Annotated in this window: 13 protein-coding genes and 1 pseudogene; 1 reads left to right on the top strand and 13 read right to left on the bottom strand. The window is 35.7% G+C overall.

What is annotated here, in order from left to right; all coding sequences use genetic code 11:
- Nucleotides 1–58: 58 nt before the first annotated feature.
- A complete protein-coding gene (locus tag VB077_RS03690; RefSeq protein WP_323413866.1) occupies nucleotides 59–253 on the bottom strand; it encodes a hypothetical protein in 195 nt (64 codons plus the stop codon).
- 950 nt (nucleotides 254–1,203) lie between these two features.
- A complete protein-coding gene (locus tag VB077_RS03685) occupies nucleotides 1,204–3,723 on the bottom strand; it encodes a DEAD/DEAH box helicase family protein (RefSeq protein WP_323413865.1) in 2,520 nt (839 codons plus the stop codon).
- A gap of 175 nt (nucleotides 3,724–3,898) precedes the next feature.
- Here VB077_RS03685 and VB077_RS03680 point away from each other — a divergent pair.
- Nucleotides 3,899–4,423: pseudogene (locus tag VB077_RS03680) on the top strand (NFACT family protein); the annotation flags it as partial.
- 396 nt (nucleotides 4,424–4,819) lie between these two features.
- Here VB077_RS03680 and VB077_RS03675 read toward each other — a convergent pair.
- The 11 genes from VB077_RS03675 to VB077_RS03625 form a co-directional block, all read right to left on the bottom strand.
- Nucleotides 4,820–6,259 (bottom strand): TniQ family protein, encoded by a 1,440-nt coding sequence (locus VB077_RS03675; RefSeq protein ID WP_323413864.1) that lies wholly within the window; start codon nucleotides 6,257–6,259, stop codon nucleotides 4,820–4,822.
- Nucleotides 6,260–6,276: 17 nt separating this feature from the next.
- A complete protein-coding gene (locus tag VB077_RS03670; protein ID WP_323413863.1) occupies nucleotides 6,277–8,076 on the bottom strand; it encodes a TniQ family protein in 1,800 nt (599 codons plus the stop codon).
- An 83-nt stretch (nucleotides 8,077–8,159) separates the two neighbouring features.
- Nucleotides 8,160–8,291, bottom strand: coding sequence for a hypothetical protein (locus VB077_RS03665; protein ID WP_323413862.1), 132 nt, complete (start codon nucleotides 8,289–8,291; stop codon nucleotides 8,160–8,162).
- Nucleotides 8,292–9,116, bottom strand: coding sequence for a TniB family NTP-binding protein (locus VB077_RS03660; RefSeq protein WP_323413861.1), 825 nt, complete (start codon nucleotides 9,114–9,116; stop codon nucleotides 8,292–8,294). It abuts the gene before it with no gap.
- A gap of 52 nt (nucleotides 9,117–9,168) precedes the next feature.
- Complete coding sequence (locus VB077_RS03655) at nucleotides 9,169–11,247, bottom strand: Mu transposase C-terminal domain-containing protein (RefSeq protein WP_323413860.1); 2,079 nt, start codon at nucleotides 11,245–11,247, stop codon at nucleotides 9,169–9,171.
- Nucleotides 11,198–12,004, bottom strand: a complete 807-nt coding sequence (locus tag VB077_RS03650; RefSeq protein ID WP_323413859.1) for a hypothetical protein — start codon at nucleotides 12,002–12,004, stop codon at nucleotides 11,198–11,200. The genes VB077_RS03655 and VB077_RS03650 overlap by 50 nt, the downstream gene beginning before the upstream one ends.
- A 1,027-nt stretch (nucleotides 12,005–13,031) precedes the next feature.
- Nucleotides 13,032–14,327 carry an FRG domain-containing protein gene (locus VB077_RS03645; RefSeq protein ID WP_323413858.1) on the bottom strand — a complete coding sequence of 432 codons (1,296 nt, stop codon included), beginning with the start codon at nucleotides 14,325–14,327 and terminating at the stop codon, nucleotides 13,032–13,034.
- Between the two features lie 134 nt (nucleotides 14,328–14,461).
- Nucleotides 14,462–15,622, bottom strand: a complete 1,161-nt coding sequence (locus VB077_RS03640) for a hypothetical protein (protein WP_323413857.1) — start codon at nucleotides 15,620–15,622, stop codon at nucleotides 14,462–14,464.
- A 235-nt stretch (nucleotides 15,623–15,857) separates the two neighbouring features.
- Nucleotides 15,858–17,033, bottom strand: coding sequence for a hypothetical protein (locus VB077_RS03635; protein ID WP_323413856.1), 1,176 nt, complete (start codon nucleotides 17,031–17,033; stop codon nucleotides 15,858–15,860).
- Nucleotides 17,034–17,192: 159 nt separating this feature from the next.
- Nucleotides 17,193–19,052, bottom strand: coding sequence for a UvrD-helicase domain-containing protein (locus VB077_RS03630; RefSeq protein ID WP_323413855.1), 1,860 nt, complete (start codon nucleotides 19,050–19,052; stop codon nucleotides 17,193–17,195).
- 3 nt (nucleotides 19,053–19,055) lie between these two features.
- Entirely contained in the window at nucleotides 19,056–21,272 is a 2,217-nt protein-coding gene (locus VB077_RS03625) for an ATP-dependent endonuclease (protein WP_323413854.1), read from the bottom strand.
- Between the last annotated feature and the right edge of the window lie 1,241 nt (nucleotides 21,273–22,513).

Genomic DNA, 22,513 nt, shown 5'->3' with positions numbered 1-22,513 from the left:
ATATGGCGAAAAGAGGCATCACTCAACATGATGCCCCCAAATTAAACCCACCTTTAATCTATAATTTCCTCCACTCAATCCCATTCTTCAAAATAAAAGCAAAATGCGTTGGTAAGAGAACTTCAATCTTCTTAACCAACGCATTAAATATCTGTTCATCCAGCAGCGATTCCCTGCTGTTTATTGTTTCACGGATAATCTCGAAACTCTGCTTGAGGTTATCCTTAATCTCATTTACCTCATCGTACTCCATCCTTTTTCTTCTCACTAATTCCAAATCACAGGATACACGGTATATGAGCGTTATTCGAATAGACCGATGGTTACGATTTATATGAGCAACCCATTGAAATATGTGAAAAGATGAAAGAGTATTTTGATGGCGCTTGAGCCCACGAGATCTATGATCACTTAGCTCTATATGGAATTATACTGTAATTTCCTTCCTTAAATCTCCCTACATCATATCTAGTAATATTCTATCAGAGTTGCTAATTACCTTCTTTAGATATTCTGGCGGATAAATAATATGTTTTTTGACAGATAACTTATAATTTAGTCCCAAGAATGCTGTATATTTAAAAAACGCCCCTTCCCTCCGCCAATCTTCAACCCTTGATTTCCGTAGTGTCTATCTATTTCCATGGAATAGAATCTTACCGTGAAGTAGGTTTAAGTATTACAGGGAAAACGGAATGAAGTCTTTCCGTCCATATTACACCAAATATAAGCAAAAAGAGGTAGAATAAGGATTTTACTTTCGATAATCCTTCTCTACCCCTTTGTTTTCAAGGGTTTCGGGCATTTTTCAGTTCTATTGTGAGTTATATTTAATTTTGTCACAAAATAAACCGGTTTTTAGGTAAATTTATATCACCATACTGTCTTATATTATAATTACTTTTGTCATTTAACTGCATAATTATATTTAATAATGTCATAAGCATTTCCCGTTAGAACACATCTAAGTATTACTCGGACTACTTCCGGAATTACCCAATGCTTGGTGCCTCCGTTGTCGGTTGTAAAAACATTCAACGTACTAAAATATAGTTCTTCGGCTAGCCCTTCTTCAAAAATAGGTCGATATTCGTTTTATCCGAAAAGCCTGAGTGTTCTAAACCCACTCTATTTTTTTCCGATAACTTATCGCTATATACCACAAATAAAGCACCTCGATTTTTCAAAGAGAACTTACTTTTCTTATTTTTTAATTGGTCTCGTTGGTAATCCATTAAAGATATCTTCGTGTGTTAATAGGGCTTCAGCTAAGTTTCTTTCAATATTCGAATAGTATGTAGCAAGCGTCGAGTACTTCCATGTATCTAATAATAAATTTCGAATCTTCATAGCTAAAGCCCATATTTCCTCAGGAAGCCAAATGTTCATTTGATCCGATGGACTGGATGGAGGGTCTGCAATGACATCAGGTCCTGCAATCATAAGTTTCCATAATAGATCTTTTTCGGGGTATTCTTCTTTAATCCATTCTATATGGTTATAAGACTGTCCAATTTCTTTTTTCGAATAAAATGCTTTTCCTTTTTTATCACTTTTACATTCAATCATTATTGCATTCTTATCAGATACCCAAAAATTATCTGGTCCTCTTCCAATTCCAGATTCATGATCGGGTCTAGAACTTTGATACCCTAAATAGGCTCCTAACCATCGTAATGCTTCCTCATATGAGTTCGAAGAAACATTCTCAGCATTAGACAATGCTGCTAGTCTGTCACTCATTTGCGAAAAAGATCCATAATTTATCTCTCCACGCTCATTTAAGACCTTCATAATACGTCCGACTTGTGTTTCCTCATCTAAAATAAGAGTTGTTCCTACCGCTTTTTCTATTTCTGTTGGTAGAACACCCAAGGCTTTTGAATTTTTACCAGCTCTATTAAAGTATTGCTCAGCAACTGTAATATTTCCTTCCTTTAAATAACAGTAACCAATCCAATGACAATGCCACCCAGCTAGGCCTTTATCACTCTTGAACAACTCGCCCAAAGTTTGTTCTAATACTCTTGCAGCTTTATGGTATTCTCTTTCCCATAAGTAATTAATAAACTTTCGTTCTGCTTCAGCAACTTTAACCATTAGTTCATTTTCATTAGATTCTTCTACTTTACTAAAGGAGTCTTGCCCATTAACCTCCTCCTGATGTAAATCAATCCATTCCTTTTCTCGTGTTAAGATGGCACTTTCAATCTTTTCTAAATCCTCAATCGTAGCTAATTGCTCTGTTACACGCTCTCCCAGTTGGAGCTGTGCTTCAATATACCGAGGAATTCTATCACGATTTTTTCTTCGTGTTATCCAATCCGCTAAATCATTACCTAACAAAAATACAATTCCGTAATCATCGTTACCTCTTGATATTCTTCCAAGCGATTGTACTACGCGAGAGGCAATTATTCCTTGAAGCGACTTAATTTCACCAAGAGTATTCCATAAAAATTTTTCTAACAATCCGGTTCCTGAAGGTAAACCATCGATCACAAGTATTCTACAAGTATCATTTGGAAAATCCATACCTTCAAATCTTGCAGGAGCTACGAGTAGACCAGTATGTGATTTTTTAAATTCCTCAACTCTAATTGCAAAATCTGAACTAGAAAAAGATGATTCAATCTGTCTCCAACGGCGGCCTCTTTTTTCACTATTAGGGATAACTAATATTTTATTAACTTTAGATAACTGTTCTATATGTTTAAATAAATTATCTATTAAAGGACTATTTACATATGGAGTTATTATCAATCGTTCTGATTCACCTGCACGTGTTTCTGGCTCGATTTTTTCACCGTAAGGAAAACCAAAAGAACGTATAAAATCCGGCTCATTTTGAATGGTAGCAGACAGAAAGATCTTTTTTGTTTCCTTTCCCATAAATGTTTGAAGATGTACTGGTGGAATAAATGGAGTAATTTCAATAACTTTTGACGTAATAAATACTGCACATAAATCTAAATAATCGCGAAGATGTTCCCATGAATATTTTGTATTGGCATTAACCGAAACTCCCTCATCTACTAATACCTCAATAATTTTTTTATATATTTGATCCCATAAAAAAGTTGGTATAAAAAGAGTTGATGAATCTGTTTTTTGATATATTACCTCATCAAATAATTGATAAGCATGAACTGTTTCAAAATAACTTTTAACCGAATCAACAAGAGTTGAATATGTAATTGGGAAAGTATCTTCTTCTAAATGAAGTGTATAATGATCTCTAATAATATGTGAAGCTACATGAGAATCGTCAAATATTAGTCCTGAAATCTCGTCTTTGGCAAAACGACTCCTGCCATTGAACAATGCTTGATAAGTAGTTATACATAATACATTACCTTTATTAAACTCAGCTTCATTCGAAAATTGTCTTGAAAAATAGGTTGCAACCGATAATCCTATCATTTTGGCTGCTTCTTCAGTCTGTTTTATAAGTTGAATTGAACCACAAAGATAGAACACTCTACCTCTTGTTTCATTTACAATAGATTGAGCTTGTAATAAACCTATAATTGTTTTTCCACCGCCGGTATTAAGACTTATAACGTGATTGTCTTGTTCCCTTAAACGATACCACTCTTCTAGGGCAAGGTATTGTCCACGCCAAAGATCATTTAACCCTCTTAAACTATCATATATTTTTATAGGATGAGTTTCTTTTGAAACTTCCGCTTTTTTTCTAAACTTACTAAAGTCAATACTCATCTTATCCAAAGCTCCATTCTATTTATTTCATTTGACATAGGGAACTCTTAAAAAATATCAAAATTTAACTTTAAAATGTCCCTGTAAATATATCCAATTGACTGAATTATCCATCGATCATTTATTCAACAAAAAACGCCATTTCCCTTTTATACTGTAAAAGAAATGGCATATAACAATAGAAAATGCTAAGAATGCGTTTAAATATCAGCGCTGGGGTGAGCTAATTACCGCTAATCTTTATCGGATAACTCCGGAGATGAAGGAAATCGTCGTCGAGGACTATAATGGGGAGACTCTTCCCCAAGTCACGATTCCGCTCGATCCCCAACTCAGCGGAATTGACAACTCCCAGCGTTACTATCGACTTTATAACAAAGCTAAAGTCACCTTACAAAAGACTGAACCACCCAAAACCGCAAGCCTCAATGAGGTTAACTACTTAGAATCCGTTATTCTCAGCCTCGAGCAGGCCTCCACTCCCTCAGAACTTGAGGAAGTCCACAAGGAATTAGTAGACCAGGAATATCTTTCAGTAAAACATAGTCATAATACCGCCCCGAAAAAATCCAGCAAATTCCTGAATAAGGGAAATATAAAGAAAAAGCAAAGAAATAAGCCCGAAGCTCCTCAGCCTAAAACCTACCACTCCAGCGCAGGCCGAATAATACTTGTCGTAAAAAATAATCGCCAAAATGAAAAAGTTAAAACACATCACCGTATTCTCTTCAACCTTCCCGGTTTATTTAAAATTCAATTAGTTACTTTTAATTTTCCCAAGTTATGAAGAAGTGTACCCCGAGTATTTTTCCGAGATTGATTCACTTGCTCATCGAACAAAGTGCATTAAAAAAATAAAATATTTACCTAGTTTCTGAAATTGTCAATCCAAAGCTTTTTTGAAGATTTATATAATCCAGTATTTTAGATTCAAGGGCACTCTTTTTCAGTTGAAAAATTTGATCTTTTTGGGCTTGATCTTAAAAGTCCCATTGAGTTTCCTTCGTTCAAAATTCCAATACCACAGCTAATACTTTCTTGATTACTGGTAGAATTATTTGCTTGCCTTGATTAGAAAGTTCTTCTAATTACTCTATTAATCTTCATGCAATTTTGCTATATTTTTATTTCTTATGTGTCGATTTGGAAATAGAAATAGAAATCTTTGGACTTCAGGATGACAATAATAGTAATAATATTCTAAGGATGTCCATCCGAATAATTTATGAGCACTTGAAAAGAAACCAATCCGTTTATCTGTTGCACATTCCACTATTTTTTTAAAATAGCTCACAATATCTTTGGGACATACTTCCAACTTTAATTTTCTTATAACCTCATTTGGTATCAATCGGTGAAAAGCCAAATAACCAACAACTCTATTTAGTAAAAAATCACCGATTCCCACGATGGAACGAATCTGTCTTCGACTTTTGCCATCCAGCATTAACTCTTTAATTTTTTCACTTAATGTAAAAAAATCGTCTATAGATTGCCAAAGACCGTCATGTGTCCCCACCCCATATTTAATACCGCAATCCAAACAAATTGACGGTTGTGAAAATTTTAATTTATTATTTTTAAAACAGTCGAGATGACTTATTCTTTTCATTTGGTCAGCACTCCCAAAAGATTTGCACCAAGGAGTTAAACAAGACATATTTATATTTTTCCTAGCCACCAAAGTATCCCTTATAAAATACAATGGTATTTCAAGGTTTGAAAATTGTTCTGGAGTTAATCCCGCTTTTCTCAAAATATCTAGGAATTTCTTCATAGTTATAACATATTTGCCCTTTTCCCCAATTGCTATATTCCTTAAGGAAATGGAATAATTAGTTGAAGTGATTTTATACTCATTCGTACTGTTTAAATATAATAATCCAATTGCCATTGCTCTTTGAGAATTTAGTCCTTTAATTTTAGGGGAAATTGTCGTTTTAGGATCTACTAAGTATTCCCATTCCTCATAAATTAATAATTGCTTCTTAGTCAAAGTAACGTCACACTTTTCAGATTTTCCCTTCCTAATTCTTGATTTACAGGAACAAAAAGGTGGATGTACTAGAGAGTAATTAATTTCTTTATTACACTCAGGACAACTATGAAGTAATTTTACTCTATGAATATTACATATTTGTATCTCTGAAACTTGCCAAAGAAGTTTAAATGTGCCTGTCTCCTGCAAACAAAGTGAACAATACTTTAGGAATCTCTTTTCTGTTACCTCTCTTATTATAGACCATTGACCTTTAGTTACTTGACAAAATTTCCTTATTAGTGGCCAAAAAGTCATCAACTCTAGTTCGCATATAGCTTGGTCAGTCAAGTTTTCAATCCGTTTCAAATTAGAAACCAAACCTGGATATAAATCAATTGAGTAGCCCAATTTTACATTTCTCACATTTTTAAACTCAATTAATTTAAGCATTTGAAGTGGACTTATGCAATTTCGCAACGCCACCCTCGACAAATATGAAGTCAATGATTCTCCTTGAATAATTTTGGGTCGAATAGTAAATCGCTCATTAGGCATCTCTTCCCCCACTTACTTTATATCATTCGATTATGCTCTCTTAAACGTTTAATAAATTGATTTGTAATTTCAGAATTTGTTCTCCATAATATTGGTCGCGAAACTCCCAAATATTTATATAATTCGGTAGAAGTAATCCTCTTGTTTTGATTTAACAAAAAAAAGCTATCTGCTAATCGGCACAAATCTTCTGCTCGATCTATTAATGTTTTTCTCCTTTGTATCTCCTTATATTCCGCAATAAGTGAATTGCCATTAATACTTCTTAATGTTTCTGAACAAACTTTAAGTGATTGAGCTACTTTATCGATAGAAATTTCGATATTTGCCTCTGAGAGTTCTTCTAACAATTGTCGAACATCTTCTAGAGTTACTTTTGATCCTCTTTTAGTAAGAACGCGTTTTTGTTGAATTATAGCCCTTACCACCTTAGGATGGAAGCGATATGTTAGAAATTGATCATAACTTTCCCATAGCCTCCATCTCTTAACTATATTGAGATTTATGCAATCTTTAATAGTTATAATAACCTTATTTAACAAATCCTCCTCTATCTGAATTTTTTTATTTGCCCAACCTTCTAAAGATTTATGGCTGTCAACACTCAGCAATCCCCTAGTTCTGAAATAAGCATAACATCTACGTACTCTATCCTTGCTCAAACCGGACTTTTCAGCTAAAACATTTAAATCATACTCATTATTAAATAACCCCTTTAAATAATAATATCCTCTTATAAAATAAGTCCGTTCTTCCAATCGCCCGTCTTGATTAACAGCATATTCACAGCCACATTCTGGACAAGAAAGATAATAATGTAGCGTCTCACCATTTACTTTCCTTTTAAACGATGTGCCCGTCTTTACTAAAACTCTGGTCTTACCAAAATTAATACACCAAGGAGCTAAACATGAATATTGATGCCTCTTCTCTTCCAAAGGCTGCCTGACTGAGTCTACAAAAAGAACAGGAACCTCCATACTTAAGAAATCATTGACGTTCATGTTAAACATTTTAAGGGAATTAAGCACTAAAGAGATATGAAAAGCCCGATCATTAGATAGGGACCCTCTGGCCTGTTGCAAAATTGTAGATAATGAATTTTTACTTAATATACTGTTTTTTACCAAAACTTTATCAAGAATATGATTCTTTTGATTCGCCAAATATAAAATTCTAGTAGCTACTTCAGAGGATTTAAGCTTTAAAACCCCTGGCTTAAGCAACTGTATCCATGCATCTTGTAAGTCTTTTTGAAATAGATATTCGTTCTTCAATACATGTTTAAAGTCCCGAGCAGCACTCAATTTTTCATGACAATAGGGGCATTCATCCAAGATAGAAACATCTTTATACTCGATAATCTGATTACATGCATGACAATTTTTGCTTAATCTAATTTTATGTTTTAAACATATATCTATCTCATTTAGTCTCCAGAGCAATTTATAATAGTGATGCTCATTTAAACAAATAGGACAATAAGCCACATAATCACGAATTACTCCACTCAAGAATCTTGCTCTTTCCAACCTTTCCCCAAGCGAAAATTTATTTAATACATAATATAAGCTACCTTGAAATACCGTTTCTACACCAATCATTGCAGCATAAGCTAATTTTTCCGCATTAATTACATTGACTGGAGCAAAATCAATAATCGTTATGTCTGCCCTCTGAGCATAATGCTTTCGTTTCTCTCTGACTAACTTCCAAAGGCTAAGCATACTAATGCCATTGGCTTCCGCTAACCTGAACATAAAACTCGAAATTGCTTCATCTGGGTAAGGTCTTACCCGAATAGTTAATGGCTCCATCTTTTCTCTCCTAAAAGGTTATTAAAGATTTTATACCCCAAGAGAAGAGAAATTAAACACAACTTCAATATTCGGGATCAATGTTAACGTGCAAGCAATTTATCAAATTCTTTTTCCGCACTATCTCCAACGATAATATTGTATGCCTTTTCAATGGATTCCACGGTAAGTTTTACACTATCGAAGTCCTTAAAGCCCTCATTAAAAATCCCCAATTAGTTATAAGCTTCTATGATTATAGGAGTCAAAATACCGACTATTCCTTTACATGCACTATAAAGAAGCTCAGGCAAGTATGAATTCTCATCTCCTAAACCAATAGGTTTTATAGGCTTCATTTGTTCTTCCAAAGCCTGAAGAAAACCACAAAAATCCTCATTACAAGACTCAAACCTATGAAGTTCAACAGGAGTGAATCTCCTAAAATATTGAAGATCAAGGTTTCTCAGTTTTTTCGCCTCAGGGGAACCGATACAGACTAATGATACACCGGCATTATTAGTCACATATTTAATGGCTTCCATTGCTGGTCGTAAACCAATTGCATTTGAAGTGATAAGATAATCAATTTCGTCTAAAATCATCATTTCCGTTTTTTGTCTTTTCAATAGATTAATAGCTCGGTCTCTCACTTCTCCCACATCTGGACGACCTGGAAGACGAGGGGCGCCAAGTGCACCGGAAACTTTTTGGTAAAATTCCAATCGTCCGAAGTTTTCCGGTGTCTCCAAGTAAACTACTTTCATAATGTCTATATCTGCTTCTAATTCCTCATCGTAATAGGTCTCAATTGGGCTCTCTCTCATTGCATATTTCATAGCCAATTCAGACTTACCTGTACCACTCTTACCAAAAAGTAAAATATGTCGATGTTTTTTCATCATTTCTGATTTCCTTTGACTTCCATCAACATTGACCATTGCTAAATTTCGATGTCTGCGGGTAGAATCAAACATTGACCAAACCTTTTCAATTTCGGAATGTGCAATATGTAAATTGGCGACCCTTCGCTTTAAGTCCTCACTTAAGTTATAATCCATAAGCTTACATCCTTTCATTTAAAACGTTTAGTACACCAGAGCTAATTTATTATCAATCATTCTCTTTCTTTCGTTGCTCAATTGCTTTTGCCTTTTCAAGTAAATTCGCAAAAGAAGGCTCTTTTGGTTTATCTTTATTGGTATTTGCTTGAGTGAGTATTGGCACCATGTTTGTCTTTGCAGCAAATTTTCTGGACCTTCTACTTTTCTTGTAGAGCTGTGCAACCTCATCTTGTATTCTTAGTTGTCCTTGCGTCACCATCCCTGTACCTGGTATCTCCTTACTCTTCACCTTGCCTTCTTCCCTAAGTCTCTTAAGTATCTTACTATAAAGAAATCGACTCATCCCCTGAACTTCATTCGCTGAAGGGGATATAGCTGATATTTCGATATAATCAGAAGTCTCCGGAGACTGAAAATAGACTTTCGAGATATCATCAATATCATATTTAATATTGTAAGTCTGGCTTTTTCCGACGTAGGGTGCCAATTGATTTGAAGAATAAATTACGTTACCTAGACGTATTCCATCTCGGGTAATTCGTTTATCTTTTATTGGTAATAATTGCATCCTCAAAAAATCCTCATACTCTGGGCTAAAGTACTCCGGAAGAAAAGCAGTCTTTTTGAGTCCTTCGTAGTATCGAGTAGTTGGGGTAGGTGTCTCAGGCGGTAGTCCTTTATGCACACTGTGATGATATACATCTGTGACATACCATGTTGCAATTTTAATCAATTCACTTAGTGTAAGGCAAGCTTCACCTTCGGCATCATATTCTCCTAACTCTTTCGGATTGCTTTTACGCGCGCCATCAATTCTATCAATGAATTCTGTCATGAAAGTTCCACACAGGCGTTCAATTGTTCCCCCAACATGAGGAGTTCGAACTGGTCTATATCGGAGTTCTGCCCCTAAGGTGTGTTCTACCATCCGTCTGAAATGGGCACTTTTGAAATCACTCCCATTATCAGTGAAAATCATTTGAGGTCTGCCATGGATATCCCACTCATTTAAAGTGCCATATCGCTCCTTAGACCGCTTAACAAACATACCTTGCTCAAGCGCCTTTCTCATTACATTGGTTGAGTTCTCCTCAAAAGTGATATACATGCACCATATCATTCTTGAGTAAACATCAATACCTAGAGTAAGATTAGGTCTCCCAACTACAAAAGTATGAAGATCGTCTAAAACGTCTAGGTTAATTGGAGTATGATCAATCTCAACCATATGTAAAGGATATAAAGCTTCTTTGTTCGAAAATCCGCGTTCTACAAGCTTTAACTTTTGCGTGGCGGATTTTCCGCTCCTCATTTGGGTCACCACTTGCGGATCAAGTCTGTCCAACAGCTTTCGAAGTGTAATCTCGGGAAGCTCGGGAAGTCCGGGAACCTCTAGTTCGCATCGCGTCTTTACGATATCATATAGAGCCACAGGGGTTATCTTTTTCAACGTAAGGTATTCTTCTTCAATGGCCTTCTTAATTATTGGTAAATAAGCGTCAGGTAGCCTTGTCTGAACAGTGCATAAAACAACTTCAGGATGCTTAGGTTGACAAATTGCGAGTGTCTTATCATCGTTCCTTATATACCCTTTATCATTCTTTGTCATCAAACCAGCGACCCCTAAGCCAGTCTCCTTTTCCTCTTCTTTAAATTTTTCTATCCACCGCTGCAACGTTCTAACTGAAACTGTATATTTGTCCGACAACATCGAAAGTAGTTTTTCTCGGGAGAGCTTCTGAAGCGCGTCAATGTCGCCTCTCGGAAGAAATTCATTATAACTACTCATGAATTGTACAATTGCAGGCGTTTCATGCGCTTTTACTCTTTCGAGCAGGAGCATGGGTTTAATAATATTTAACCTTTCGTATACTCGCTTCTGCTTATGTTCTGGAAGCGTCTCCAACATATAATGTTCCACTTTCTTTTCTTTCTTGATTTCTTTCTTAACTTCTTCATCGGTCTGAAAATAGGGATTGTTGTATAATGAAATGAAATCTACCACAAAAGGTTCTCCTGTACCATCTAGTCCGGCATAGGTAACGTTAGGGGGATCAATAGAAGTGACGACTTGTGCCCTACCGTAAAGATAGAACTTGGAGTTTACTTTGAGCTGAGCACAATTCAAGAACGCCACCTACCTTTTCGGAATTGTCGGTTAAATAATACCTTGTGTCATCTGCTGGCCAAACAAAACTATCTGGCGTTAATGGCAGTGAAATATCTGTAGATAATAACCCAATTGCGATCATATGATAAACTATAGTGTTAATAAACAAAGGATTAGCTTGAAATTTAAAACTAAGAGAAATGTCCTTAACGGGAATCTTCCCCAAGTCCTGAATTCGGCGCAGTAACATCCCGATCCATTCCCTATATCCTTGCCTTTTTTTAATACAACCCATCAAGAATTCTAAGTTTTTTTTAATTATTTCTGGCATCATTTTTGGATATACCATCAAATATTCCCACCCCTGTTTCTCCGCAAATAAACGGCTATGTTTATTACACGTTTCCATCTTAGGAGTAATATCTGCCGGGGATTCCTTGACTTGACAAAGGTATGGCTTTAAGCCTTGTCGAAAGAACAGTACATCAGGAGTATGTAACCATGTCCCTTGTTCGCCTTCTTTATTAAGAAAAGGAATCTGTACTTCAACCGGCTGTGTATAGTACCTAACTGTGTGCGGATCTAATTCTAACAAATAGTAAAATAGACGTTCATTAAGTGATTCCCATTGAGTAATCCATTCTGCGTTAGGATTTTTCCTGCTGGGGAAAGAGCCAATGAAATGCGGTCTTTTATTACTACCCTTGTTAGTGACTTTCCTTTTCTGTGCAAATAGCACGTCTTCCGTCTCCCAAGTCTTGCTCTTCCAATCCACGTTATTCCCTCCATTTTTCGGTCTCAAACTCAACGAAGCCTTTTAATCGAAGATATATATTTGAATTTGAACATCCTATTTATGGTAGAACGCTAAACTCACCTTAAATCTTTATATTTATAATGCATTTGGAGTATTTAGGCGCCACTCCTAGGTCAAATAACCGTGATTTAACCCCAACTAACTTTTAGCCAGCCAATAGATGTTTCAACTTCTTTCCAGAATACCATTTTCAGGAATTCATATTGTATCAACCCTCGTTTCTCATATGCTTTAATTTCTTCCTTAGCAACTCTCCCAATCATTCTTCAATAATTAATTCTAAACTGAGCTATTTTTTAGCTATAACCCCAAAAACATTGGTATAGTATAGTTGACAATACTATACTGTTATGATATTATATTATGGAATATAAGCGTTACAATTTAGGATCATACATTATTTCGACAATAATTGCAAGGTCATAATTAATCTACGCATGAAGTAGGTATTAATACAAGAATGGGCGGTCCACTCCGGATCGTCCATTCTTTATCTTTATTAACATCTCTACCAAATAATCCTGTTCTTCGGCCGTAGTCGATATTCAACCTTCTCAATCTTCAGGTCTTCGGACTTCTACACATAACACCTCGAAAAGATCTGTATCTATTGTATGGAGCACATTTTAGTACAGGTTGAGTATTATAGTAGATTTTTTTATTTCGTCATTATATTTCACCAGGATTTTCATGTATCCATTTACTCATAACATCAAAGGGTGAATACTCCAGGTCAAAATGAGCCACGATTCCGTTGTGAAAGCCACAGTTCCTGAATTTCAGAGCTAACATTCCGGTCAGTAAACCACTTGGTACATTATATTGTCTATTCTACGAAGTAGGAGGATAATGGGAATTTCGATAATGTATCAACTTATCCTAGTTCAACCTGAATGTGTTTGCTCGACCCCATAAATGAAAGTTCATTGTTCCTGCTACAGGCAGGTATACCATGTTAAGATTTAAAATCTTGTATGATCAATATTTATTTAAACAAGGATTTACTGAACTCCCGTTCTTTCTTTTCATTTTCTTCAATGATTTTTTCTATTTCTTTATTTTTCGCTTTATTAATATAGTGCTTTGCAACATGTTCCATATCACAATATACATTTGCTTCTGTTATATTTATGCGTGATAATTCTTCTAATATTTTCCTTTTAAGATATAACGGTATTATATAATGAGTTATATCACAAGGCGGACTCAAATACTCTATCTTAGGCATATCTTTTTTTGATCCTGATATTCCAAATAGTGCAAATAGACCGCTTTGATGCGATATTCTATCAAAGACCCGCCTAGGTTTCACAAACAAAATATCTCCATTCAAATGTTTAGGGTCAATAGCTTGTTTAAACGCGGGCTTTTCGTTGCGAATTAGATGCACCAATTTTGTTACATCAGTTCTCCGGTTAAATTCTTCTATGTTCAGACTTTCCTCAAAATGATGGATATCGTTAAAATCTTTAATGGAAAAATCGTCTTCAGCAAAAGCAATATTAGCCAATATGCTTACAGTATCACTATCATAATACTTGAAATATTCTTTAGGAACAGTAATTTTCATAGTATCGGCATGATTTTGACTATCGTTATTGCATGCCATATACAACGCAATTAATGGGTTTTCACTAAAATCTAAAAGCCTCGTAGGAAAACCATTGTGTTGCAATACGGATAAATAATCTAAAGCTGTTTTACATTCCATAAAGTATTGAGGGTATGACGATATTATTTCTTTTATATATTCACTTTCATTTAATAAAATATGTTCATTTTGAGGTCTATATATTCCAGGAAGTAAATCATACCGCCAATCACCATGGCCACGATAAAATGTTTTTTTATTCTTCAGTTCCTTTTCATTATATATTACTTTCTCAATAAACTCAGACACACTCTCTATTATTTCAACCTTAATTGAAGATATATCATTCCTTTCATATTGAGGATAAAAAACTGTGAAACCCTTAATATCTGGCTCATTATAATTCTTTTCTTTTACATAAACTTGACAGTTTAAAATATCCTCCTCATGTCTTAAGAGTTCGAGCAATTCACCAAATTTTCCTATAGATAAATCTTTTCCAATGATATTTGTTTCAAATATCTTCTCATTATCAACAATATAGATTTTGTTATCCAACATGGATTCACAACATTCATTTGCTAAAACTTCTAGCTTTCTAAAGTCCTCTTCAGCATCTGATGCCATTTCTTTATAATATTCATTTTCTTGTTCTTGTAACATTTCTTCTGCTTTTCGTTCCGTAAACAAAGTAACGCTCCTCCCGAATCTGGTATAGCTTGACCTTATAATATGGATAATGGGAAATTCACTGTTTATTAACATCCGGCAGATTCTAAACATAATGGGAAGCTAGATCATAACTCACTTACCGTAAGGAAAATCTATGATTTCCACGCGTATTTGCTAAACGCCATTGGCTGAGAGAGAAACTCAATTTCTTTTGGTAATAATGCAATTTTTCCTCTAGGTGAAACAATCAGATCCTCTGATCGGCTAATTTTAACACCTTTGTTTTCATAAAATTCTATTCCTAAAGCTATGAGCTTAACAGCACTGATATTTGAAAAGCACTGTGAGAGTTCTTTTGCTACTTCAGTTTTTGCACTCTCGAACGTACTATATGGTACTTGCAGGAACACAATTCCCCCCGTCGAAAGTTGCGCGTTTGCTTTTTTTAAAACACCATTAAGATTATGTAATTTAAATACTTGTTCTGGCATTTTAATCAGTATTTTTGTTTTTACCACATCGCTTGGGGCTTTATCAAGGTATAATTCACTTTTCCTTCTTTCATTAACCTGAAATATCTGGTTTATTCCCTCTCGGTTTATTAAATACTGCGGTGGGGTGTCGATTGGTAACTTTAAAGTTCGAATTTTATATCTACCCAAAATAGACTGATAGTTAAAGATATCAAACTTGTCACGAACAATTGCAACAATAGTCTTAATATCTTCGAGCCGACCATTTTCAAATTCGATTTGTATTATCTTGTTTTGTACAGAAGGAATATCCCCAAGCTTGTTGGCAAGTATCTGTGAGAATACAGAATTGTTGTTATATTGGTTATTATCGATTATTTTGTTTTTACATTCATAGGGAATACTATGATCAAGAATAATAGCAATACCATCATAAGTGTTTCCACTCTTTGGATCAACGAAATCAGCACAAGCACCTCGTCGTGAAAGCATCGTTCTTACTTCTAGTTCCCATATAAAATCATAGAACTGTTCTGGGCTTCTCAATTTCATCTGAGCATCTTTTTTGTCAACGATATAATTAAAGTTATCTTTTAACAGCATTCCTGCATTATTTAGAATATAATGATATCGTCCCATGATAACATCTTCACGGTTTTCAACATCAGATCTTCTTAATAAGTATTCTATCTCATACATGAAGTGAACCCATGGGTGATAAGATGCAAAATCAATACCCGCTCCCTTCAGTGGTGATTTTGTGTTGATTTTATCGAATTCTGCATTAAGCCAATCTCGACCAATAAAATTCTCTAAGAATTTTATGTTATCACTAGCCATAATTACCTTCCTCGATCGCACCAAAGTAATATTTCCTCGTTGATTGGAACAGTCTTCATCAAATATGGATAATGTGAAGCACGTCCTGAATCTATTAACATGCCATTAAGCTCATAATTGATCATACAATAAGAAAAGAGATAAAAATTGGGCTTCCCAAAAAGCAGAATCGAGAATAAACTCAATACGTTCATCAGGGTAATGCCTGCCTTGATTCCTTTCCGTGATAATATGATTAAATAATCTTATTGCAATAAGTCATTTGACCACATCTTTTTAAGCCCGCTTTCAAATGGCCGTGTAGTCTTCCACCTCCGAGTTTATATAATGCACTTTCTGAACAGTTATGATATGCTTCAAAAAGTTCTTCGTATGTGCTATCTAACTGCTCAGAATACAGATTGGTCTTACTGATTTCTATGCACGCTATGAAGAAAATAAGATCGTCATAAGAAACAATAGAAAGGAATTTATCCTCAAGTTTTTTCAGCTCATCTCCGTCCTGGACAATCTTTTCATATTCTAATCCTAGTGGATCTTTAACTTTTTGATTATGCATGAGCTTAACTGCATTGATTTGGTATTCTTTATATGCCTCCAAGGCCGCACAGCTTATATTATGAAATTTGATTTCTTTTCCAATATTCATGGAAAACTCTCGATGAGATTTTATTATATTTACAGCGTCGGTTAGTTCTTTCGATCCAATGTTATACTTCTTCTTAATCTCATCTTTACTTGTTTTCCAGTCCTTGATATCTCCAATCAGTAAAGATATTTCAGAAATTTGCGTTCGTGATAATTTTTTAGTAAATATACCTTGCTTATATTCTTCAATAATTTCCGATAAAGAATAAGAGAGATTATCGATCATCTCATAGAGACTGTAATAATTTTCTGTAAAAACATCCAGACTGATATGAGTAATATTTTTACTTTCCATGTGTGGAGTATCACTGACGTTAGTTGTGTATCTAAAAGCATCACCCTCTGGGTCAATGTTATAATCTTCAAGGTATTCTATTATAGATTGGTATTGTTTTTCTACCCTTTCATCAACTGTAATATACTTGAGTATTTGTTCATTTAACGATTGAATATTATGAGTATGAGCTTTTTTTAATATTGAATCATAAAGTTGATTCCTAACATTAATTTTGTCTTTAATTGCATGAATTGTGAAAAGTCTCCTTAAAATTATCTTAAGTCCTAATTCAACGCTATGCCGAGCACAGAAAATCAACGGATAGACAAGTACATCCTCATATTTTGTCTCTTTAATACGTTCCACTATTCCTCTTAAAGCTTCATGAAACCCAGTTCGAATATAATCATCATTTGTTCCTCCATTAATACCTACACAAGCTGTTACAAAAGGCTTACCATGAAACTCATATGGATTTTTCTTCATTTCACCCTCCAGTTTCCAATAATATAAATAATAAGTAATTCCACTTTAATCGTTCATATTCATTATTAGCCTAACCTGTATTTGAATAACGAGAATTTTTTATTTCATGTAGATACAGTATAAACATAATGAGTAGTTCAAGTAATGTGTTTAGTGGCATTATAAGAACTCGATCTCTTCAACTGAGAACCAGCCATTCAAAATAGCTGTGTTTTTAACAGCTTCTTTATTCTCTGTATATGCTACAACTGCCAAACTTTTTTCTGCTCGCGTACACGCTACATAAAAAAGTCGCGTCGTTCGCATAATTCCCGTATCCTTGCCTTCGCGTTCATTTTTAATATCCGTTTCTGTTTTAGACTTTGCACCAAAAAGCTTCTCATAACTAAATAAAAATCCTTTGGCCTCAGTATCATCCATAATAACCATGACTCGGGGGAACTCTAGCCCCTTCACTCCCTGATGCGTAGCAAATTGGGTATTGTCAGTTACATATGCCGAATATTTTTCTAACTCATCAAAAGGCACAGAGAGTGCTTTCCTCAAAGCTGCTACCTTTTTATCCTCGTCTTTTACTGGTTCAGGTAGGATATCGTCTACACGATCGTTGAGGGTGAAAAGGTTAGTTTTTTTGATGGCCTTTAATATTTCAACACAAGTAGGAGTGACTCCACCTTTCCAAAGAAGAAGCAATTCTTCGACTGCATTTTCTGCAGCTTCTAGTAACTTGGTCTGATCTGCAGAGTTTTCCTGGAAAGCCTTCTTGTCTAAAAGAGGAGAGCGCTGCCGTACAATTCTTGAAACCTCGAAGTCATTGCTGTTTTGGTATGCTTTTACTAATGGAGAAACGACGTTAGACAAAAATGATATTTCAGATATTGATCCATCACGTAAAGATGTGTCAAAAGATTTAGATTCATTAAGCGGTGCATATAGGTCAAAAAAACCAAATCTACTGGCTGCCATGTGATGCTCCAGTATTAGACTTTTATATTTGGCAGCATCGAGCCAGTCTTTATCATTAGCCTTCTCAGCCATAATTTGAGCTGCTCGATATTCCATCTCTTCTTTATTAGCCGAAGCGTCTGCTATAAATAGACGCACTATTCCCGTCTCGGCATCAGAGCGTGGACGCTGTTGCTGTTTATCAATAGTCTTCCGAATTGCATTGGCTAATTCCACTATTCGCGTAGCACTACGGTGGTTCATGACCTTCTCTGGTTTCTCCCATTCATTAGGGATACAACCTTCTAAATTGTCTTTGCCATCCATATATATCCGCTGCATCGTGTCACCAAACATGCCAATAACAAATCTGTCCTTGTATTTCTCGTAAACAATAAGCAGCGCATCAACAAGTTCTTTCTTTGTATCCTGACTCTCATCAATTAATAAGACTGGATATTTACTCACTAAGATTTCCTGCATGGTTTCTTCAATAGCTATAAATTCAGAACCCATTTTGACAACTTCACTATGGCTTAGAGAATCATAGCCCACATTATCCCCATTAGGATTGTATGAAAATTTCTTTACAGTTTCAATCTTAGCAAGGCGATTAGTCTTTCTCTTAATTTCTTCTGCTCTTTTAACGGCGGCATCACCGCCACGTCCTTTAGCCTGTTTTTCATTCAGCTCGGCAATATCTTTTTTTAAAGATTCAATAACCCAGGCTTTTATATCGGACTGATAATTTTTAATCAGTTCCCATAGGAAACTATGGATAGTTGACACTGCAAAAACAGGTTTATATTGAAGCCTTTTAGAAATTTCGTCGCAAGCGGCATTTGTGTAAGTTATAACGGCCACCTGTTTGGAATGTGCAGATAATTTTGATCCCATTTCTTTGTCTAAAAAAGATAGTGCGTTAATTAAGCTCCGCGTTTTGCCGGAACCTGCGCCTGCAAACATAAAGAAGCTTTTGGGACTATCTTCAGAAAGGCACAGCTTTATTTCGTCGTCCACATGATCATCTATGTGGTTATCAGATAATTGGTGAGCAGCTTTTATATCTTCCATCTTTCAACAATCCTCCGGACGCAGAAAAGTTTGAAGCCATTCTAAGCCCTCCGCAATATACGGAGGAACTGTGAGTTCACTGGGATCAATAGTATAAATTAAATCCAAAGCGAATTCAGCTTTCTGATCAGATTTTCCATCACGAAGTTCACTATATATTTGCTTGTGGAGTTCATCAAATGATCTTGCAGCATTAAGAGCAACATTTACCTTCTTAATAAGGCTCCCAGCATCACTTCCAATATCACCTTCTTTAAGGCCCTTAATTAATTCGTAATTTATGTAGACCATACAGTCTTCAAATGTGCTCGACAATGCTTCTGTTGGCGTTCCATCAAAATCAATTTTTACTGGAGTCTGATAGGCAATACGAATAGAATATTTATAAGCTGTTTCATTCGTAAACACTTTTCGTTCTGCCGGAAGATCAAGAAGCTTGTCCAAATCTTTTTCCTTAATCATCCAATCAGTAATTGCGTAGTTGCTGCTTATTAGCCCCCTGTTTCTCACAGGGCGGGCAGCCTTATGGTGACCTTCTGGTTCGACAGAGTCTAAATCGGAAATCACTAATGTTGGTAAACACAGTTTATCAATTAAAGGACTCAGTCGATGTGAATGACGGCCATTTATATTAAGTATCGAAACATATCTTTGATGTAACTCCGGATAATGATCTTTTATAAAATGAGGTACTAACATACTTTCGGCAGAACCTTCAACTAATATGGCAGCATCTGCAAAGAATAAGTCGCAATGAGTTGTTTGCAGGTATCGCGTTACAAATTTGTCCGTTTCATCTTCTTTGCCAAATACATCGGATAGATTAATTACTTTTGCTGTGGCAACATTACAGCTGGCGCATTCAGGAAGTCGCTTGAAATAGCGCAAATCCGCGAAGTTCGTCTCGCGCGCAATATGACTGGAATGTGTGCTAATCACAAGCTGTGTGGCAAAATTCTTGTTGCCTTTAAGAAACTTATGATTTCGCAGCACTGAGTAGGCTTTCCGTATAAATACTTGCTGTACCTGCATGTGCAAATGTGCTTCCGGCTCTTCTACTAGAACCAGATGCAATGGTTCAATTGTATCTGTAGTGTCTTGTTCTTGCCTGGCTTTTCCCACCCTCATCCAACTGTCTCGAAAGCTCATGAGATCGAAAACCATTGAAATAAGATTCTGATAACCCAAACCATTATATTTTTCCGGCAGCTTCAGTGTCCCATCGTTTTTGCTAAGAGCATACTGTACAGCAGAATCGTGTTTCAATGTCTCACTCGTGCTAACTTTAGTTGTAATTGTAATTTTAGGATCAGTTACGCCGGGATAACCTAAGCCTTCCAGTTCCGAAATTGCAGGAGCAAATTTATCAGCTAGGTTTTTATCAAAGACGCCTCTCGCTTGTTCGGTAACTTCCAATATTTCTAAATCTTTAGGGGTAGGGAGCTTCTCGGGATCTAAGTGTTTGTCGTAATAGCTGCGCATTTGGGTAGACAATTGTTTTCGTGATCTTTCAGTATCATCAGAAGAATCCGGATCAGAAAAGCCACGCTGAGCATCAATCATATCTATTCTAATGATACCCTTTAAGGGGTTTTCAGTGAAGCATTCCATTCCGTACGGGGTTGGCTGCGGCACTTCCGCTTCTGACTGCTTGGGATCGAGCACATATGACTTGATAGAAAAATATGTGGTTAATTTTTTGTCGAGGAAATCGCATAAATCTTTTGGATATAGATTTATAAGATGTGCATCTTTTCCTATCCCAGCAGCTTCAGTAGTACGAGCCGCAAAATATGCTTCCCGATATTCTGTAAATAACTTTGAAATATCTTTAGGCTGAAAGGCCAAGCGAGCTCCAAGCTTTCCGCCGCGCCATTTTAGTGTTGGAATAATACTGGCAACATAGTGAATTTCGCTATGCTCAACTTTTAACCAAACGTCCATCATAGGCACAAGGTTATCCCATTTCACTAAATCCTCCGGCATCTTACATTCTTTGTCTGCCCACTCTTCACCAATCGCATTTATTGTGGTACGGTTTGAGATAGTGAAATCGTTAAAAACAAAGCCTCGTCCTGCCAAGAATTTACCAAGTGCATCCATGGCTGATGTTTTTCCGCTGTTATTAGCCCCAACAAACAGAGTGGTATTTTCGCTGAAATCTAAGCGACATTGTTGTAGTTTTCGGAAATTCTGAACATTTATAGATGAAATTCTCATATCCGCCTCTCCTTCGGCCTAGATTGTTATCTATTTATCTCCAAGTTTGATAATATGCCATTTTTAAAGTCGAATATCGCATTATTGCTATTAACAAAAGCATCCCGTACTACTTATAAGGTTCGCATTATAGACATAATATCCATCTCCAGGGCAAGATTCGGTTCGTACTCTAGGGCTTTGACACGCCAATATATCTCAAGATAACCTAATCATCTCACATCTTACTTGCAAAATGAGGGGAAACCTGTCTTATATAAAAAAATTTCTACAAATATTAAGGATCTTACGTATTCAACCAACTCATCTTTCGACACACCAGGCCATCCGCTAACTTTGCAGAGTGAACACCAATCTTTGCTTCGGATGCGGTGATAGGATATTTATGAAAATCAGAAAAAACAGTTTAAGTATTAAAATGAACAAAGAACCCAAATTGACTTTAGGTTCTTTGTCCTCCACATAAAGATTCCCATTGCTTTGCCTCCAGTCGTTCTCTAGGCATGTAGGATTAAATGGCCTTTTTTGATTCTTTCTTAATCCTCATTTGCCTATCAAGAAGCATGTAACTTCCCAAAGTACAAATAAAATAGACCCACAGAAGTAGGCCTATTATTGGAAGCATAACCTTGCCAACGTGGCAAACTTTTGGGTTAAGTAACACTTATCATTTCTTTTGTATATACGATTGGTGGAGGCGAGGGAAATTTCACCCCATCCAAATCTATATTCTGCCCTAGTGTTGAAGAACAATTGAGATTTTACCACGTACAAAAAAATATGGTTTTCATTTCATCCACTATTACTAGCCGTAAATAAAAGTTGAAACTATTACTCCCCCATTATTTCTATCAAAGAAATTACTACGATATTTTTTGAAGCCCCATTCCCATTATATTGAACAATCGGAATGGGGCTTCAAATTCTATCTCTTAAACTATTCCTAATTAAAGGATAGGGAAGATTGGACAAACTTTATTCCAAATCTACAGATTTTAATTTCACGCCTTTTTACAACTATATCCAGTTAGCACTTTATTAGTCGGTTCACAACTCTATTCCTTTTTAACACTTCTCAGATTATGACAAAAATAAATATAATTGAACTTCATACATTTTCATGTGTCTTCTTTGTAAAAGTTGAATTTAAAACATATGTATATTGGAAACCAATGATAAATACAAATCCCATAACGGTGCGGGTTTAGCCGTTACGGGATCGCATAAATTCTACGACAAAA

It is taken from the genome of Desulfitobacterium sp., assembly GCF_034927245.1.
Taxonomy (GTDB): Bacteria; Bacillota; Desulfitobacteriia; order Desulfitobacteriales; family Desulfitobacteriaceae; genus Desulfitobacterium_A.
This window is presented reverse-complemented; position numbering and strand designations above follow the sequence as displayed.

Bases quoted from the DNA above. Each gene is read 5' to 3' on its own strand.
- VB077_RS03690 (WP_323413866.1), bottom strand. From the start codon at position 253: ATGGAGTACGATGAGGTAAATGAGATTAAGGATAACCTCAAGCAGAGT.
- VB077_RS03685 (WP_323413865.1), bottom strand. From the start codon at position 3,723: ATGAGTATTGACTTTAGTAAGTTTAGAAAAAAAGCGGAAGTTTCAAAA.
- VB077_RS03675 (WP_323413864.1), bottom strand. From the start codon at position 6,259: ATGCCTAATGAGCGATTTACTATTCGACCCAAAATTATTCAAGGAGAA.
- VB077_RS03670 (WP_323413863.1), bottom strand. From the start codon at position 8,076: ATGGAGCCATTAACTATTCGGGTAAGACCTTACCCAGATGAAGCAATT.
- VB077_RS03660 (WP_323413861.1), bottom strand. From the start codon at position 9,116: ATGGATTATAACTTAAGTGAGGACTTAAAGCGAAGGGTCGCCAATTTA.
- VB077_RS03640 (WP_323413857.1), bottom strand. From the start codon at position 15,622: ATGGCTAGTGATAACATAAAATTCTTAGAGAATTTTATTGGTCGAGAT.
- VB077_RS03635 (WP_323413856.1), bottom strand. From the start codon at position 17,033: ATGAAGAAAAATCCATATGAGTTTCATGGTAAGCCTTTTGTAACAGCT.
- VB077_RS03630 (WP_323413855.1), bottom strand. From the start codon at position 19,052: ATGGAAGATATAAAAGCTGCTCACCAATTATCTGATAACCACATAGAT.
- VB077_RS03625 (WP_323413854.1), bottom strand. From the start codon at position 21,272: ATGAGAATTTCATCTATAAATGTTCAGAATTTCCGAAAACTACAACAA.